This window comes from Endozoicomonas acroporae (assembly GCF_002864045.1).
In the GTDB taxonomy this organism is placed as follows: domain Bacteria; phylum Pseudomonadota; class Gammaproteobacteria; order Pseudomonadales; family Endozoicomonadaceae; genus Endozoicomonas; species Endozoicomonas acroporae.
Genome location: NZ_PJPV01000069.1, coordinates 1 through 17,273 on the forward strand (window position 1 = coordinate 1; position 17,273 = coordinate 17,273).

The 17,273-nt window shown below is 50.6% G+C and carries 13 protein-coding genes; 1 reads left to right on the forward strand and 12 read right to left on the reverse strand.

What is annotated here, in order from left to right:
• The 6 genes from CX664_RS12060 to glyQ form a co-directional block, all read right to left on the reverse strand.
• Positions 1 to 1,581 (reverse strand): tetratricopeptide repeat protein (locus CX664_RS12060; RefSeq protein ID WP_180966478.1); only part of this gene is annotated, 1,581 nt, incomplete at its 3' end.
• A 139-nt stretch (positions 1,582 to 1,720) separates the two neighbouring features.
• Positions 1,721 to 4,510 carry a tetratricopeptide repeat protein gene (locus tag CX664_RS12065; RefSeq protein WP_101746978.1) on the reverse strand — a complete coding sequence of 930 codons (2,790 nt, stop codon included), beginning with the start codon at positions 4,508 to 4,510 and terminating at the stop codon, positions 1,721 to 1,723.
• 432 nt (positions 4,511 to 4,942) lie between these two features.
• A complete protein-coding gene (locus CX664_RS12070; protein WP_101746979.1) occupies positions 4,943 to 5,701 on the reverse strand; it encodes a lysophospholipid acyltransferase family protein in 759 nt (252 codons plus the stop codon).
• Positions 5,701 to 6,279, reverse strand: a complete 579-nt coding sequence (gene gmhB, locus CX664_RS12075) for a D-glycero-beta-D-manno-heptose 1,7-bisphosphate 7-phosphatase (RefSeq protein WP_101746980.1) — start codon at positions 6,277 to 6,279, stop codon at positions 5,701 to 5,703. The genes CX664_RS12070 and gmhB overlap by 1 nt, the downstream gene beginning before the upstream one ends.
• Positions 6,280 to 6,506: 227 nt before the next feature.
• The gene (gene glyS / locus CX664_RS12080; RefSeq protein WP_101746981.1) at positions 6,507 to 8,618 is read right to left on the reverse strand and encodes a glycine--tRNA ligase subunit beta; all 2,112 of its coding nucleotides are present in this window, start codon (positions 8,616 to 8,618) and stop codon (positions 6,507 to 6,509) included.
• Entirely contained in the window at positions 8,618 to 9,583 is a 966-nt protein-coding gene (glyQ, locus tag CX664_RS12085; RefSeq protein ID WP_101746982.1) for a glycine--tRNA ligase subunit alpha, read from the reverse strand. Before glyQ ends, glyS begins: the two co-directional genes overlap by 1 nt.
• Before the next feature lie 450 nt (positions 9,584 to 10,033).
• Here glyQ and CX664_RS12090 point away from each other — a divergent pair, with 450 nt between their 5' ends.
• Complete coding sequence (locus tag CX664_RS12090) at positions 10,034 to 10,831, forward strand: HMG-box domain-containing protein (RefSeq protein ID WP_145999963.1); 798 nt, start codon at positions 10,034 to 10,036, stop codon at positions 10,829 to 10,831.
• 111 nt (positions 10,832 to 10,942) lie between these two features.
• Here CX664_RS12090 and CX664_RS12095 read toward each other — a convergent pair whose 3' ends face one another.
• The 6 genes from CX664_RS12095 to def form a co-directional block, all read right to left on the reverse strand.
• Positions 10,943 to 12,394, reverse strand: a complete 1,452-nt coding sequence (locus tag CX664_RS12095) for a TrkH family potassium uptake protein (RefSeq protein ID WP_101746984.1) — start codon at positions 12,392 to 12,394, stop codon at positions 10,943 to 10,945.
• A 189-nt stretch (positions 12,395 to 12,583) separates the two neighbouring features.
• Positions 12,584 to 12,997, reverse strand: a complete 414-nt coding sequence (locus CX664_RS12100) for a hypothetical protein (protein ID WP_101746985.1) — start codon at positions 12,995 to 12,997, stop codon at positions 12,584 to 12,586.
• Between the two features lie 90 nt (positions 12,998 to 13,087).
• Positions 13,088 to 14,461 carry a Trk system potassium transporter TrkA gene (trkA, locus tag CX664_RS12105; protein WP_101746986.1) on the reverse strand — a complete coding sequence of 458 codons (1,374 nt, stop codon included), beginning with the start codon at positions 14,459 to 14,461 and terminating at the stop codon, positions 13,088 to 13,090.
• Positions 14,462 to 15,781, reverse strand: coding sequence for a 16S rRNA (cytosine(967)-C(5))-methyltransferase RsmB (gene rsmB / locus CX664_RS12110; RefSeq protein WP_101746987.1), 1,320 nt, complete (start codon positions 15,779 to 15,781; stop codon positions 14,462 to 14,464).
• A 17-nt stretch (positions 15,782 to 15,798) separates the two neighbouring features.
• Positions 15,799 to 16,743: a methionyl-tRNA formyltransferase gene (fmt, locus tag CX664_RS12115; protein ID WP_180966479.1), complete on the reverse strand. Its 945-nt coding sequence runs from the start codon at positions 16,741 to 16,743 to the stop codon at positions 15,799 to 15,801.
• Positions 16,743 to 17,240: a peptide deformylase gene (def, locus tag CX664_RS12120; RefSeq protein ID WP_101746989.1), complete on the reverse strand. Its 498-nt coding sequence runs from the start codon at positions 17,238 to 17,240 to the stop codon at positions 16,743 to 16,745. Before def ends, fmt begins: the two co-directional genes overlap by 1 nt.
• Positions 17,241 to 17,273 lie beyond the last annotated feature (33 nt).

Genomic DNA, 17,273 nt, shown 5'->3' on the forward strand with positions numbered 1-17,273 from the left:
CCCGGAGCGGTCGGTGCGCAGCTTGATAAAGATTGTCAGGGCTTCCTGATACCGTCCCATGAGCTGGTATAGTCGGCCAAGGGCCAGTTCAATGTCCTTGTCATTGCAAGGAGTGCCTTCATGCCCGGAGCGGTCGGCGCGCAGCTTGATAAAGATTGTCAGGGCTTCCTGATACCGTCCCATGAGCTGGTATAGTCGGCCAAGGGTCAGTTCAATTTCCTTGTCATTGCAGGGAGTGCCTTCATAGCCGGAGAGGTCAGTACGCAGCTTGATAGAGATCGTCAGTGCCTCCTGATACCGTCCCATGTCCTGGTATAGCCGACCAAGGCCCAGTTCAATTTCCTTGTCATTGCAAGGAGTGCCTTCATGCCCGGAGCGGTCGGTGCGCAGCTTGATAAAGATGGTCAGTGCCTTATGATACCGCTCCATGAGCTGGTATTGTCGGCCAAGGGTCAACTCTATGTCCTTGTCATCGCAAGGAGTGCCTTCATACCCGGAGCGGTCGGTGCGCAGCGTCTTAAAGATGGTCAATGCCTCCTGATGCAGTCCCATGTCCCCGTATAGCCGACCAAGGGCCAGTTCAATTTCCTTGTCATTGCAAGGAGTGCCTTCATACCCGGAGAGGTCAGTGCGCAGCTTGATAAAGATCGTCAGTGCCTCCTGATACCGCCCCATGAGCTGGTATTGTCGGCCAAGGGTTAACTCTATGTCCTTGTCATTGCAAGGAGTACCTACATAGCCGCAGAAGTCAGTGCGCAGCTTGATAGAGATCGTCAGTGCCTCCTGATACAGTCCCATGTCCTGGTATAGCCGACCAATGGCCAGTTCAATTTCCTTGTCGTCGCAGGGAGTGTCTTCATGCCCGGAGAGGTCAGTGCGCAGCTTTTTAAAGATAGTCAGTGCTTTCTGATACTCTCCCATGCGCTGGTAATGTAGGCCAAGGGCAAGATAATTCAGTTTTTTATCTTTGTCCTTTCCTGAGTGATTTTTACAAAGGTCCTGAAAAATAAGCAGTGCTTCACGCATAAGGTTTTTGGCTTGAAGTGCCCTGCCTCTTGTCATCAGTAACTTTTTGTCAAGGGGAGGCCTTACTTGTTCTATTGATTTCAGGCAATCATCAGTTCTTCCTGAATTTAACAGGGCTCTTGCTTTAAGTTGATGTACACGTAGATAGAGAAGCCGACTCAAGTTGGAATCAGTATCTAATATCTCTTTTGCTATTTTGAGTGCATTATCATTATCACCTGCTGTTAAAGAGCTGAACCCTTCATTGATACAGGGCATTTTACCCTGTCGATGATAGCTTGCACCCGGTTGCGAGTGGGATGGGGGGCGATGATGAAAACCTTGAAATTCTTTCCTGTTTTCAGGGGTACCCAGGCTCCTGGGTATATAAACAGGCGTTGCATTGGCTGCCCCTTGTGACTGTTGTATGTATCTTACGGATCTATTAAAACATGGCCTCTTATAAGGGGCTGCCTTATCTCTATGGTATTTGTTAGCCTGATGACGAGCCAGAAAAGGGTTACGAGCGTTAGGATAAGCATTATTATCCATGTAACGAACTTCGGATGCTTTCATGCCGCAATAGCCCCCATAGTTACTGAGTGACTCACAGGTCTCCATGACTCTTTTATCATTAGGCCTGATTACCACTGAAGCTACGCATCAGTATGAGACTTTCACCCAATACTATGGCTGAATTTTTTGGGAACACAGGTTATTCTCGGACAGTCTTAAGTCCGACAGGTAGCCTTGCTAAAAAAGTACGCTCTATTTTCCTCCAGTCTTCAGTTTTTAGCCGGTCCTGTCGGTAAGGGTGCAGTTTGTCAGCTTCGGTAAAATATTCAGAAACCAGGTTTTTCAATTCATCTTTTGAAAAGAAATCCTGTGTTTTCTCAACAGGTAATAATGCTGCGATACGAAGGCAGTGCCCTAACTGACTAAAAGATGATGCATCAAGATACTGACTTTTTTCTATTGCATTACAGCCATGCTCAATGGCTTTAGCCAAAAGCCCTGGAATTTCCTTGCTTTGACCAGAATAAAGGCACTCTCTGAAGTAACGAATGCTGGTACACAAGTCCACTTCAGGCCCGGTAAAACCCTTTTTATCAAGTTGCATTTGGTCAAACTGACGCCAGTTCATTAAATCGACATAAATGTCGCCAAGGGCCAGTTCAATTTCCTTGTCGTTGCAGGGGGTGCCTTCATGCCCGGAGCGGTTGCTACGCAGCTTGATAAAGATCGCCAGTGCTTCCTGATATCGTCCCATGCTCTGGTATTGCCGACCAAGGGCCAGTTCAATGTCCTTGTCATTGCAGGGAGTGCTTTCATGTCCGGAGAGGTCGGTGCGCAGATTCTTATAGACTGTCAACGCCTCCTGATGCCGTCCCATGTACTGGTATTGTCGGCCAAGGGTTAACTCTATGTCCTTATCGTTACAGGGAGTACCTTCATGCCCGGAGCGGGTGGTGCGCAGTTGGTTAAAGATCGCCAGTGCCTTCTGATGCAGTTCCATGTGCTGGTATAGCCGACCAAGGGCCAGTTCAATTTCCTTGTCATTGCAAGGAGTGTCTTCATGCCCGGAGCAGTTGGTGCGCAATGTGGTAAAGATCGTCAGCGCCTCCTGATACCGTCCCATGTACTCATATTGTCGGCCAATGCTTAACTCTATGTCCTTGTCGTTGCAGGGAGTGCCTTCATGACCAGAGCGGGCGATGCGCAGTTTGATAAAGGTCTTCAGCGCCTTCTGATACTGTCCCATATCGTGGTATAGCCGACCAAGGGCCAGTTCAATGTCCTTGTCGTTGCAAGGAGTGCCTTCATGCCCGGAGTGGTCGGTGCGCAGCTTGATAAAGATCGTCAGTGCCTCCTGATACCGTCCCAAGTACTGGTATAGCCGACCAAGGGCCAGTTCAATGTCCTTGTCATTGCAAGGAGTGCCTTCATGCCCGGAGCGGTCGCTGCGCAGCTTGATAAAGATCGTCAGAGCCTCCTGATACCATCCCATGCAGTCGTATTGCACGGCAAGGGCCAGTTCAACTTCCTTGTCATTGCAAGGTGTGCCTTCATGCCCGGAACGGTCAGTACGCAGCTTCACAAAGATCATTAGCGCCTTCTGATGCCGTCCCATGTCTTGGTATAGCCGACCAAGGGCCAGAGCAACTTCCTTGTCTTTGCAGGGATTCCCTGGATGCCTGGAGTGGGCGGAGTACAGCTTCTTAAAGATCGCCAGTGCCTTCTGATGCAGTCCCATGTCCTGGTAAAGCCGACCAAGGGCTAACTCTACGTCCTTGTCGTTGCAGGGGGTGTCTTCATGTCCGGAGCGATCGGTGCGAAGCGTCTTAAAGACCGTCAGCGCCTCATGAGACCGTCCCATGAGCTGGAATTGCCGACCAAGGGCCAGTTCAACTTCTTTGTCGTTGCAGGGTGTGTCTTTATTCCCGGAGCGCTCAGTGCGCAGCTTGATAAAGATCGTCAGCGCCTCCTGATATCGTCCCATGTACTGGAAATGCCGACCCAGGGTCAGTTCGATTTTCTTGTCGTTGCAAGGCGTGGCTTCATACCCGGAGAGGTCAGTACGCAGCTTGATAAAGATCGTCAGCGCTTTCTGATGCAGTCCCATGCTCTGGTATAGTCGGCCAAGGGCCAGTTCTACTTTTTTGTCGTCGCAGGGAGTGGCTTCATGTCCCGAGAGGTCGGCACGTAGCTTGCAAAAGATTGTCAGCGCCTTCTGATACAGACCCATGTCCTGGTATAGCCAGCCAAGGGCCAGTTCTACTTGCTTGTCGTTGCAGGGAGTGGCTTCATGCCCGGAGAGGTCAGTGCGCAGTTTGATAAAGATTGTCAGTGCTTCCTGATGCTCTCCCATGCGCTGGTAATGTATGCCAAGGGTAAGATAATTATTTCTTTTATCGTTGCCCTTAATTGAGTGGTTTTCATAAATGTCCTTAAAAACAAGCAGCGCATCAAACATGAGTTTTTTGCCTTGCAGTGCTTTGCCTTTTGTCATCAGTAACCATTTGTTAAGGGGAGGTTTTACCTGTTCTATTGATCGCAGGCAATCATTAATTAGCCCTGAATTCAACAGGGCTCTGGCTTTAAGCAGGTTTGCACGCAGATAGTTACGCCGACTCAATCTGGCATTATTCCTTAATATCGCTTCTGCTAATTTGAGGGCATGCTCATTATCACCTGCGCTTAAAGAGCTGAACCCTTCATCAATACCGGGAATTTCCTCCTGTCGATGATAGCCTGCACCCGGTTGAGAGTGGGATGGGGGACGATGATGAAAACGTTGAAATTCCTTCCTGTTTTCTGGGGGGCCCGGATTTCTAGGTATATAAGACCTTGCATTGGATGCCCCTTGTGGCTTTTGTATGTATCTTATGGATCTGTTAAAGCCTGGCCTCTTATAGGGGGCTGTCTTATTTCTGTGGTATTTATTAGCCTGATGACGGGCCAAAAGCGGGTTATGAACGTTTAGATGCGCGTTATTATTATCCATGTATTAATTCTTTGAACACTTCTTCCTGCTTTCAGCACATTCAATGCAACGCAGGATGCGTTAATATGGGGTGAAGCATTTATTCTCGGTGGTAACAGATCGTGAGTCCCATACATTGTTTGCCACCACGAAAGAAAGACTCAATTCAGACACATGTATTTTAATAATCATTGTCATGGCATCAGACTTGATACCGGCTGAGTATAGCAGGGCGAAACCAACTTATTCGGATTTTTCTGAAGTCACAACATGAACGCACGTATCAAATTTTCATACTCATCACGGGAGTTAAAAAGTTCGATTGGTATTACAACCAGGCTTTGGTACAGCGGGTCGCCACGAAGAAGGCTTTACCCGGGCAAGGTTGCCCGGATTTGATCGAAGCCATAGGTGGTAAGCAATGCAAGGTACTGAGTGATAAATAGCAGGCGGTTATTGCATCGTTTGCAGCGCACGTGTAATCCAGTCACGGGTGGTATCATTTACTTCTGCCACCGAAAGGGATTCTGTTTTGATGACGGGCCCGATCTCTACCTGAATCGTTCCGGGGCGTTTTATCCAGGAGCTGTTCGGCCAGAAAACCCCGGCGTTATGGGCTATGGGAAGAATATCCACTGCCGCCGCTTTCGCCAGCCCTGCGCCACCACGGGAAAACTTGCCCGGTTCTCCGGGAGGTGCGCGTGTTCCTTCCGGAAAAATAAGGACCCAGACGTTATGCGCAAGTGCCGCTTTACCCTGCTCTCTGACCTGCTGAAGTGCCTGTCGGGCATCCTTACGATTAATGGCAATGGGCCTGATTTTTTGAAACGCCCAGCCAAAGAAGGGGATTTTCAGTAGCTCCTGTTTGATCACCTGAGTCTGGGGAGTTAATAAGGTTTGCAGGAAAAATGTTTCCCAGGTGCTTTGATGGTTACTGATAATGACACAGGGAGAATCAGGAATATTCTCTGCTCCGGTTATACGCCATCGAATTCCGCAAATTAAACGACAAAGGTGTACTGATACAACAGCCCATGTTTTGACAAAAATGCGATGACGGAGATTAAACCTGAAAGGGTAGATAAACAGAATCATCAGCATTGCCCAGAACATGGTCCAGACTGCCAGCGACAAATAAAAGACAGTTGTCCTTAAAACAGAAAAGGTAGTGGCCATTGACCGGGTAGTTGCAGAACCGACAGTTGATGACATTAAAATCCCTCTGAAAGTAGTTCTTCTACAAAGCTGTTCAGATTGTTATAAACAGCTACATCCCTGCTACCAGATAGGCTACCAGAAATCGCTTCCGGGTGTTCGATGAGTTTAGTGAGGGTTTTAACGCCTTTACCAGTCAGTACCAGGGCAACTTTACAGCCACTGCTGACCCCTGCCTGAAGATCACGCAGTGAATCACCAACCACCCAGGTTTCTGCCGGGCTGGCATCGTAGTCGGTAAAAATCTGGTCAATAAGCCCTGTTGCCGGCTTTCTGCATTGACAGTGGTCATCCGGGCCGTGTGGGCAGTAATAGATACCATCAATATGACCTCCCTGCTCTTTGACCAGCCTGATTAGCTTGTCGTGCATGGCATTGAGCGCTTTGCCAGTGAAGTAGCCACGGGCTAACCCGGACTGGTTGGTCGCTACGACGACGCGATAGCCCGCAGATGACAAACGGGCAATGGCTTCAATACTTCCCGGAATAGGAAGCCATTCATGTTCAGACCGTATGTACTGGTCTGAATCTTCATTGATCACGCCATCCCGATCCAGAATAACAAGCCTGGTCATAGTGCTCCTGAAACACATAAAAAAAGTGCGGCTAGTACATCATTTCGATGAGTTTGATGTGTACAATCTCCGCTCACCCTGAGCGGAGTCGAAGGGTGATTGGCACAGTATTCAGGGCATGGAGTTTACGCCTTTCGACTCCGCTCAAGACGAACGGAGTTTGGAGGTCAATAAAGGCACCCATCGATCACATTGAAACCCTAGTGCCGCACTTTATCAGGTTGTGTCTAGCTTTTCTGTAACAAAGAGATATCCGCTACCTGCAGGAACAGGCTGCGCAATTGCTTCAGCAGGGCATAGCGGTTCAGGCGGATAGCTTCATCTTCGGCATTGACCAGCACCTGGTCAAAGAACAGGTCCACCGGTTGCTTCAGTGCCGCCAGACTCTCCATGGCCAGCGCGTAACGACCTTCTGTCAGAGCGGGGGCGATTTCCTCTTTCTTGGCAAACACAATGTTGGCAAGCTCAAGTTCAGAAACTTCGCTGAGCAGTGTCTCATCCAGCGCGTCAGGAATAATGATATCCCCGGCTTTCGCCAGAATATTGGATACCCGCTTGTTGGCAGAAGCCAGGGCATCCGCTTCATCCATGGCATTAAAGCGAGTAATGGCTTTTATACGACGGTCAAAGTCCAGTGGCCGGGTAGGGCGTAATGCCTTGACGGAGTTGATGATCTCAACCGCAATGCCTTCTTCCTGATAAGCGGCATCAAAACGCTCCAGCATGTAATTGACGACTGTCGTATTAAGGTTATCCAGTGTGGGCAGAGAAACACCTTGCTCCTGATAGCCGAGAATTGCCTGATCGATCAGCGCTTCCAGATCAAGATTAAGTTTCTTCTCAACAATGATTCGCAGCACACCGATGCTGGCACGACGCAGTGCGAAAGGGTCTTTACTGCCGGTTGGCAGCTGATTGATACCGAAAATACCGGTAATGGTGTCCACCTTATCGGCAATGGCAACGGCACAGCCAATCAGTGTTGAAGGTAGCTGGTCGCCGGCAAAGCGAGGCATGTACTGTTCATACAGCGTTTTGCTGACTTCGGGATTTTCACCGTCGTTGTCGGCATAGTACTGACCCATGATGCCCTGCAGCTCGGGAAACTCCAGCACCATTTCAGACACCAGGTCAGACTTGCACAGTTGACCGGCACGTTCAGCCAGAGGGGCATCACCACCCTCCGTTTGCGCAATGTAAGACGCCAGTCGTGCGATACGTTCTGTTTTGGCAAACACTGAACCCAGCTGCGCCTGGAAGACAATGGGTTTCAGTTTTTCACGACGATCGTCTTGTGTATGTTTACGGTCAGTGTCGTAGAAGAACTTGGCATCGGCAAGACGCGGACGAATGACTTTCTCATTACCTGCCACAACAAGGTGAGGTTCGGCACTGTCAATATTGGCAACGGTAATAAAGTGCGGCAGGAGTTTCCCTGCACTGTTTTCCACATGGAAATATTTCTGATGGCCTTTCATGGAAGAGATCAGTGCTTCCGATGGAACGGCCAGGAACTCATCATCAAAACGGCCACAAAGAGCGACCGGCCACTCATTGAGCGCGGTGACCTCATCCAGAAGGTCCGGATCAATCACCGAATGGCCATGAATCGTGGCAGCCATCTGTTCAACCTGCTCACGGATAATGTCGCGACGGGTTGCAAAGTTGGCAATCACTTTGCCCTGTTCATGGAGAACCTGTGCATAGTCAGCAGGGTTGCTGATGGTGATTTCCCGGTTCCCGTGGAAGCGATGACCACGGGTTGTGTTACCGGCTTTCAGGCCGAGAATTTCACCGTCAATAATCTCATTGCCCAGCAGCATCAGCAGCCAGTGAACGGGACGGACAAACTCGGTACGGCTGGCACCCCAACGCATACGTTTGGGAATGGGCAGGTTATTCAGAGACTGGGTAATAATTTCCGGCAGCAAATCTTTGCTGGCCTGACCCGGTTTGACCGAGCGGTAGACCAGCCATGCACCTTTCGGTGTTTCTTCCTGTTCCAGGTCGGCAAAATCTACCCCGTTGGAACGGGCAAAACCGAGGGCTGCCTTGCTTGGGTTGCCTTCGGCATCATAGGCGGCCTTGACCGCAGGACCCTTGCGTTCAAGCTGTTGATCCGGCTGTGCGCTATCCAGGCCTTTGATCAGCAGAGCCAGACGACGGGGGGCGGCAAACGACTCATAACCGGTAAATGTGATCTGGGCCTGTTCAAGACCGGAAAGGATGCCCCGGGTAAACGCGTCAGACAGGCTTTTTAATGCCTTTGGTGGCAGCTCTTCCGTGCCCAGCTCAATCAGGAAGTCTTCTTTATGTGCTTTATTCAGGGAAGTGCTCATTATTTTTCCTCCTGCGCGGTTTCTTTGGCAAGAGATGCCAGAACTTCATCACGAATGCTGTCATCCGCCAGGGGGAAACCAAGCTCACGACGCTTATCGAAGTAAGCCTTGGCGACCGCCCTGGCCAGCGTTCTGACGCGCAGGATAAAACGCTGGCGTTCCGTCACCGAAATCGCGTGGCGGGCATCCAGCAGGTTAAAGGTGTGTGAAGCTTTCAGAACGTACTCATAAGCTGGCAGAGGCAGACCGGTATCAACCAGCTTCTTGGATTCACGTTCAAAGAAATCGAACTGTTTGAACAGCTCTTCCGTGTCAGCGTGCTCAAAGTTGAAGGTGGACATTTCAACTTCCTGCTGATGGAACACATCGCCATAAGTGACCGGGCCCTGTGGACCCACCGTCCAGACCAGGTCATACACGTTATCGACATTCTGGATATACATGGCCAGGCGCTCAAGACCGTAGGTGATCTCGCCGGTAACCGGGTAACACTCAATACCGCCGACCTGCTGGAAATAGGTGAACTGGGTGACTTCCATACCGTTCATCCATACTTCCCAGCCAAGACCCCAGGCACCCAGTGTGGGCGACTCCCAGTTATCTTCGACAAAACGAATGTCATGAACCAGTGGATCAATGCCCAGTTGCCGGAGAGATTCCAGGTACAGCTCCTGGATATTATCGGGGGATGGCTTCATCACCACCTGGAACTGGTAGTAATGTTGCAGGCGGTTGGGGTTTTCACCGTAACGGCCATCGGTTGGGCGACGGCTGGGCTGAACATAAGCTGAGTTCCAGTTTTCCGGGCCGATGGCTCGCAGAAAAGTGGCTGGATGGAAAGTACCCGCACCCACTTCCATATCCAGTGGTTGCATGATAACGCAGCCCTGTTGGGCCCAGAATTGTTGCAGGGCGAGGATCAGCCCCTGGAATGTATAGATATCTGGTGTGCTCTGGGAAGTCACTTTTCTACCTCTTGGAGGCTCAAATGTAAACGGGTCGTTTTTTGAACATTGAGCGTTGTGTTGCGAGCAATTATCGATGACCGGTTTATTCACCTGGCGCGGGTTTCCCTAAGTAGCTAACCATATGAAATCACATATTTCTGACTCCTTGTTCAGGCACTCTGCTTCGTTACAACTCCGGTCACATAGCTACGGCTATGCTCCCTCCGTTGTGCCTCGCATAGCACCTGCCCAAGTAGCCAGAAATATGTGATTCCATATGGCCAGCTACTTATGAGTGATCACTCGCAGGGTTCGACTGTAAAAATAGAGAGGGATTATACCGGTTTGTGCGATTAAGTTTAAGCTGTGGATAAGTTGTGAACAATGTGGGTAAACATTAAGGGTGCCTAATGGGAACTTGATAGCTCAAAAAGTTGTCAATATGGGTTTAAGGGAGATTTTTTAACCGTGCATGTAACTAATTCTGGTCCAGCTTGTACGCCGTGTTCTTATCCTGCGAGGGAGCCTGAAACTAATAATAGAGAAATAATGGTGGAGACAACCGCCTCTGTAAAATCAAAGCACAATCACGTACCCAGGCCCAGGAATGCGTTTTTTATTTTTCGCAGCGTGAGGGCAAGGGAAGTTGAGGCATTCTGCCATCAAAGTGAATTCTCCAAACTGGTGGCCGAAGATTGGAAAAAAATGTCAGAGGAGGAGAAGGAGTGTTTTGTTAAGGAAGCCGCATTAGAAAGAGCTGAGCACAAAAAAAAGTATCCTGATTACAAGTATCACCCCAGAAAGCGCAAAAAATCCAATGCTGAAAGCGAGTTAAAAGGCAAAACTGTAACAAGTCGGAAAGTAGCCCATTCCAAAAGGCAGTGTTCTGGTAATAATCCTGTTTCTGACGTACGGCAATCGGACAAGAAATCCGTGATCGTTCAAAAAGCGTCAAGCGTTGCTCATACCCGTGTTAAGCCAAACCAGGTAACGCATAAAGTATTCAGCCCTTCGGGCTTAACAGATCATAGTACCCAGACTCCTGACAACAATAATGTCGCTCCCTTGCGTCAGGATTTGGCCTTCAGGGATGTTTCCTGTCAAACAGATATCAGTCTTATTTATTCAAATAAGGGGGACGATAATAAGCCCAAATCAGGCGTGGTAAGCTTTACCGAGTCTGAGATTGCTGATTTTTTGAATCCATTGGATGAATCTCAATGGCTCAGGGTTCTGGCGGGTGAGAGCCTGATGGAAGGACTATAATCCTCTGCATTCCAACCGAAGACTCCTTCCATGGTTCTTATTGATCCTGCCTTCGGTTAACCGCTGCTTTATTTAGAATATGTTACCTTTGTTCCGGCCGCTGTAATGGCATTAATAACGCCAGAAGGTTGGAGTAAACAACACCAGTAGTGTAAAAATTTCCAGGCGTCCCAGTAGCATGGCAAACGCAAGAATCCACTTTGCGGCATCGGGCAGGCCCTGGTAACTGAACGCTGCTTCGCCGAGCGCGGGTCCGAGATTATTCAGGCAGGAAGCAATGGTTGAAAATGCCGTAGTAAAGTCTAAACCCGCTGCCAGTAAAGCCAGAAAGAGAAGAACAAACATCAAAATATAAGTGGCAAAGAACCCCCATACCGCTTCACCCACTCTTGGGCTCACGGGTTTGCCGCCAATCTTGATGGTGAAGACTGCATTAGGGTGAACTAAACGACGTAGTTCTCTCATTCCCTGTTTGGCAATCAGAACAACCCGGATGACTTTCATTCCACCTGCGGTAGAGCCTGCACACCCCCCCATAAAACTGGTAAAAAACAACAGCAGGGGCAGAAACGTTGGCCAGGCAGAAAAGCTGTAGGATGAGGTGTAGCCAGTGGTTGTAGCTACGGATACCACTTCAAACAGACCATAGCGGAAGGACTTGGCAAGGGGATACGTATCAGAAAGATAGAGCGTGGTAACGGTGATTGCGCCAACAACCCCCAAAATGGCCAGAAACCACTTAACTTCCGGATCCTGAATATAGTGGGTTAATAACTTATTGCGCCAGGCGGTAAAATGCAGGGCGAAATTGATCCCGGCAATCAGCATGAAAAAGATGGCGACAGAGATAATCATGGGGGAGTTGAAGTGGCCCATGCTGGCGTCGTAAGTAGAAAAACCGCCGATGGCGATGGTGGTGAAACTGTGGCAGATCGCGTCAAACAGGTTCATCCCCGCTAACCAGTAGGCCAGGGCACAGGCGGCCGTTAGAAAAAGATAAAGAAACCAGAGCGCTTTGGCGGTCTCGGTAATTCTGGGCGTTAGTTTTGAATCTTTAACCGGTCCGGGAGTCTCTGTGCGATACAGTTGCATACCGCCGATCCCCAGCATCGGCAGAATGGCCACTGCCAGCACAATAATCCCCATACCACCAAGCCACTGCAGCTGCTGGCGGTAAAACAGAATAGAGCGGGGCAGGTGCTCAATGCCGGTCAGAATGGTGGCTCCCGTGGTTGTTAAGCCGGACATGGACTCAAACAGTGCGTCGGTAATACTGAGTGCCGGGCTTTCCATCAATAGAAATGGCAGTGAGCCCACTGCGCCCAGAACAATCCAGAGCAGCGCCGTGACCAGAAACCCTTCACGGGTGCGCAACTCATCCTTGATATGCCGGAAAGGGAACCAGAGGAGAACGCCCAGCATTAGTGTCAATAGGAAGGTATAGATGAAAATGGACATTTCCTGCTCTTGATAAAGCAGTGCCACGACAATCGGAGGAAGGCTGGACGTACTGAACAAAATTAACAAAATGCCCAAAATGGGAAGAATAACCTGAAACTGCATGGTGCTCCTGCTTCATCCAGTGCAAGCACCCGGCGATAGGGAAGTAAGGAATTGCCGGGCGCTCACACAACCTGCCATGTTGCGTTCTTATTATGGCTATAAGAAATTCTAATTTTATGCTGTAGCAGGTTACTCCCAATCCATGGGAAAAATAAAGCCTGAACGGCTTTTGTCATATAAAAAAGGGGGCTAAAGGATATTACACCTGGGTGGTAAATCAATCATCGACGTTACCAACAAGTCAGACCGTTCAGTATCATTGGTGGCAGCCGGGTTGCTCATCAGCGGTTCTCCACCGCTTGCTGAGGGGGCTGAGCTGCCATTATGACCTGTTGTCTGTTGTTCACTCATCCGGTATGCCGCTAGCAGCCAACGGTAGGCCGTTTCGTGGTCGATGGTGACATCTTGTGCTGTTGTGGTTCCGGTCATTGCATGAACGGGTGTATCTGCTTTGACAGAAACCATTGGGCGCACTATTGCTACAGGCCGACCAGCAGCGGACCATCTTTTAATGAGATCGGTGCTTTGCTGATCAGTTCCGATAGTTGCAGGATCAGGCGGCGTGGCCGTTCTGCTGGCGGTCAGTCGGTTGCTTGTGTCCAAGGTTGTTTCCTATCGATGCTATCGTATAGCTCCGTCAGACATCTGTTGTCAGGAATAGTTTCCTGTGATGGATAGCCACAAAGCAATGGTTTAAAAGAACCCAAGCCCAACCTGGAAGAGTTGCTCAACTTCACGGATTTTGCGCTTATTGGTCAGGAAGAGAATCACATGATCCCCGGATTCGATTCGGGTGGTATCGTGAGCAATCAGCACCTGATCATTACGAACAATCGCACCAATGGTTGCGCCCTGGGGTAACTCCACTTCCTGAATGGTTTTACCCACCACTTTAGAGCTTTGCTCATCGCCATGGGCAATCGCCTCGATCGCTTCAGCAGCGCCTCTACGCAGTGAGTGAACGTTTACTATGTCGCCGCGCCTGACGTGCTTCAGCAGGCTGCCAATAGTGGCCAGCTGTGGAGAAATCGCAATATCAATTTCACCGCCCTGTACCAGATCCACATACGCGGGGTTGTTGATCAGCGCCATGACCTTACGGGCTCCCAGACGCTTCGCCAGCATGGAGGACATGACATTGGCTTCATCGTCATTGGTCAGCGCACAGAAGATATCGGTATCTTCGATATTTTCACTGATCAGCAGCTCTTTATCGGAGGCGTTGCCGCAGAAAACCATGGCTTTGGTGAGCGTTTCAGACAGGAACTGGCAACGTTCCATATTGTGCTCAATGATCTTGACTTTGTATTGGTCTTCCACGGCCTGGGCCAGGCGCAGGCCGATATTGCCACCACCGGCAATAATGATGCGCTTGTAGTCATCATCCAGCCGCTGAAGCTCGCCCATCACGGCCCGGATATCTTCACGGGCAGCAATAAAGAAGACTTCATCGTCCACCTCGATCACGGTGTTCCCCTTGGGCATGATGGCATTGCCACGGCGGAAAATGGCGGCGACCCGGGTATCCACATTGGGCATGTGTTCACGGATATAACGAAGCTCGTGACCCACCAGCGGGCCGCCATAATAAGCCTTCATGGCCACCAGCTGGACACGCCCCTCGGCAAAATCCAGTACCTGAAGGGCCCCGGGACGCTCCAGCAGCCGTTTGATGTAGTTAGTAACCACTTGCTCCGGGCTAATAAGTACATCAATGGGCAGTGCGGCATTGGCAAACAGGCTCTCATTTTTCAGGTAAGCGGCCTGACGGATACGGGCAATTTTGGACGGCGTGTGGAACAGTGTGTAGGCAATCTGGCAAGCCACCATATTCACTTCATCACTGTTGGTGACCGCCACCAGCATATCGGCTTCATCGGCCCCGGCCTGTTTCAGCACCCCGGGAAACGATGCCTTGCCCTGGATGGTTCGTATATCGATTTTATCCTGCAGCTCACGAAGTCGCGTGGCATCGGTATCGACCACGGTAATGTCATTTTCCTCACTGGCCAGATTTTCTGCCAGTGTGCCACCCACCTGACCGGCACCGAGAATGATAATTTTCATTTAGGAATCCATCTTTACCATCAGGCTGTAAAAAAAACCGTCGCAGCTGTTTACAGAGCTGCCAGAGCCGGGAAAAAGCTGCTTGCCAAACCCGGTATCGTGACCCCACGGACCGTCAATGGACTGCACTCTGGCATCCGGTATTTCTGACAGGAACTGCTCAATCTGCAGATGGTTTTCCTGAGGCATGATGGAACAGGTGGCATAGAGTAACGTGCCGCCGGGTTTCAACAGCGGCCAGATAGACTTGAGGATTTTCTGTTGCAGCTGAGCCAGTGCATCAATATCTTCGGCCTTTCTCAACAGTTTGATATCCGGGTGGCGACGAATAACGCCGGTTGCTGAGCAGGGGGCATCCAGAAGAATATGGTCGTATGCCTTGCCCGGGAACCAGCTGTCGGGATCCGTCGCATCACCGCACAGAACATTCGCCGTCAAACCCAGCCTTTGCAGATTTTCAGCCACTCTTTCCAGGCGGACGCTATCAGCATCCAGTGCATCCACCGTAATATCCGGGTTCAGTTCCAGCAAGTGACAGGTCTTGCCCCCCGGCGCACAGCAGGCATCGAGAATATGATCCCCGGGTTTCGCCGGTATCAAGGTCGCTGCCAGCTGGGCTGATTCGTCCTGAACACTGGCAGCCCCCTCATGGAACAGTGGCAGCTTATCAACGGCACTGGGCCTGCCCAGGGTGATGGCCTGTGGGGCAATTTTGGACTGTTTCGCCGCGATACAGTCATCCAGCAGTTTTTTCAGGTATCTGGCAGGCTTGATCTTCTGTTCATTAACCCGAAGGGTCATGGGAGGAGGCTGATTGTTACCCGTAAGAATGGCTTGATAATCCTCTGGCCAGGCCCGTTTAATGGTATTGATCAGCCATTTCGGGTGTGACCAGCCGCACACCGGGCTGCGCTCTTCCAGATCATGCAAATCTTCAACCCGGCGCTGGGCATTTCTGAGAATGCCATTGACCAGGCCCCTGGCCCAGGCCTTACCCATGGTCCGGGTTACCTGTACCGTCTCACCAATGGCGGCATGGGGTGGAATGCGGGTAAAGAACAGTTGATACAGACCAACCAGAATCAGGTTATGAATGTCCTGCTCTTTTTCTTTCAGGGGTTTCTCGGTGAGAAACTTAAGCCAGGCATCCAGCCGGTGGTAGTAACGGAGCGTGCCATAGGAAAGCTCAGCCAATAATGGCTGGTCTTTTTTGGACAGTTTTTCCTGTAACTGCGGCAGTACACTGCTCAGTGATTCGCCCAGAGTTACCCGGGTGATCGCCCGTGCTGCCAGCTGTCGAACAGAAGATTGTTTAGCCATATCAGGTAAAAAAGCGCCTAACTGAATTGTTTTCCGGTGCTGAACATCGCTTTTTTGCTGTTCAGCAGCTCCTGCACAGTCATTGCACGGCTTCCAGCCAACTGCAGCCGTTTAATGCGCAGGGTGCCTTCATGGCAGGCAATATCCAGACCCTCTTTATCAGCCTTGATCAGGGTTCCCGGCGCTTCGGCTGTGCCTTCTTCCAGGGCTGTGGCTTCCCAGACACGGATGTTCGTGTCATCCAACGCGGTGATCGCCACGGGCCAGGGATTGAATGCCCGAATCTGCCGGTCCAGGGCCTGTGCTGATGTTTGCCAGTCCAGCCGTGCTTCTTCTTTACTCATCTTATGGGCGTAGTTAGCCAGGTTGTCATCCTGTTTTTCCGGATGAATATGGCCAGCACCAATGTCATCAAGCGACTGAATAAGAGCAGGCTGACCCACTTCAATCAGACGATCATGAAGGTCCGATGCGGTATCGGTTGGGTGGATGGGGCAAAAGGCTTTCAGCAACATGTCGCCGGTATCCAGTCCGGCGTCCATCTGCATAATGGTGACACCGGACTCAGTGTCACCGGCTTCAATAGCTCGCTGAATCGGCGCTGCTCCGCGCCATCTTGGCAGAATGGAGCCATGCACATTAATACAGCCCAGCTTTGGAGTGTCGAGCACCGCCTGTGGCAGAATCAACCCATAGGCAACAACCACCATCAGATCCGCATCCAGAGCGGCAAGTTCCTGCTGAGCGTCTGCATTTCTCAGGGACTTTGGCTGAAAAACGGGAATATTGTGGGCAACAGCCAGGGATTTGACCGGTGAGGGCAGGAGTTTCTGACCACGCCCTGCAGGTCTGTCCGGCTGGCTATAGACGGCGATCACCTGGTGTTGGCTATCCAGAATGGCCTGAAGGTGTGCACTGGCAAACTCAGGGGTTCCGGCAAAGATAATTCTAAGGCTTTTCATCAGTGTTTTCTTTTGCCAAGCTTTTTCCTGATACGGTCCTGTTTCAGGCGGGACAGCGTGTCGATAAACAGTTTTCCTTCCAGGTGATCCAGCTCGTGCTGGACACAGACCGCCGCCAGCCCGTCATAATCCCGTGTGTACTCATTGCCATCACGATCTAAAGCGGTGAGTCTCACTTGAGCGTAGCGGTCCAGCAGTTCATAAAAGCCGGGGACTGACAGACAGCCTTCCTGAAAGTCGGACTTTTCATCGCCGATGGGCTCATAGCCGGGGTTGATAAGCACCTGGGGCTCGTTACCTTCTTCAGAAAGATCCATAACCACGATGCGCTGATGAATATCCACCTGGGTTGCTGCCAGACCCACGCCCTTGGCGTCGTACATGGTCTCCAGCATGTCATCAACGATACGTCGAATGTCGTCATTGACCTCCGCAACAGGTTTGGCAACCGTACGAAGTCTTTGGTCAGGGTATTCAAGTATTTCCAGTAGAGCCATCAGTGATCTCAGGTGAGGCAGTCGATAATGAAG

Bases quoted from the DNA above. Each gene is read 5' to 3' on its own strand.
- CX664_RS12065 (WP_101746978.1), bottom strand. From the start codon at position 4,510: ATGGATAATAATAACGCGCATCTAAACGTTCATAACCCGCTTTTGGCC.
- CX664_RS12070 (WP_101746979.1), bottom strand. From the start codon at position 5,701: ATGTCATCAACTGTCGGTTCTGCAACTACCCGGTCAATGGCCACTACC.
- gmhB (WP_101746980.1), bottom strand. From the start codon at position 6,279: ATGACCAGGCTTGTTATTCTGGATCGGGATGGCGTGATCAATGAAGAT.
- glyS (WP_101746981.1), bottom strand. From the start codon at position 8,618: ATGAGCACTTCCCTGAATAAAGCACATAAAGAAGACTTCCTGATTGAG.
- CX664_RS12095 (WP_101746984.1), bottom strand. From the start codon at position 12,394: ATGCAGTTTCAGGTTATTCTTCCCATTTTGGGCATTTTGTTAATTTTG.
- trkA (WP_101746986.1), bottom strand. From the start codon at position 14,461: ATGAAAATTATCATTCTCGGTGCCGGTCAGGTGGGTGGCACACTGGCA.
- rsmB (WP_101746987.1), bottom strand. From the start codon at position 15,781: ATGGCTAAACAATCTTCTGTTCGACAGCTGGCAGCACGGGCGATCACC.
- fmt (WP_180966479.1), bottom strand. From the start codon at position 16,743: ATGAAAAGCCTTAGAATTATCTTTGCCGGAACCCCTGAGTTTGCCAGT.
- def (WP_101746989.1), bottom strand. From the start codon at position 17,240: ATGGCTCTACTGGAAATACTTGAATACCCTGACCAAAGACTTCGTACG.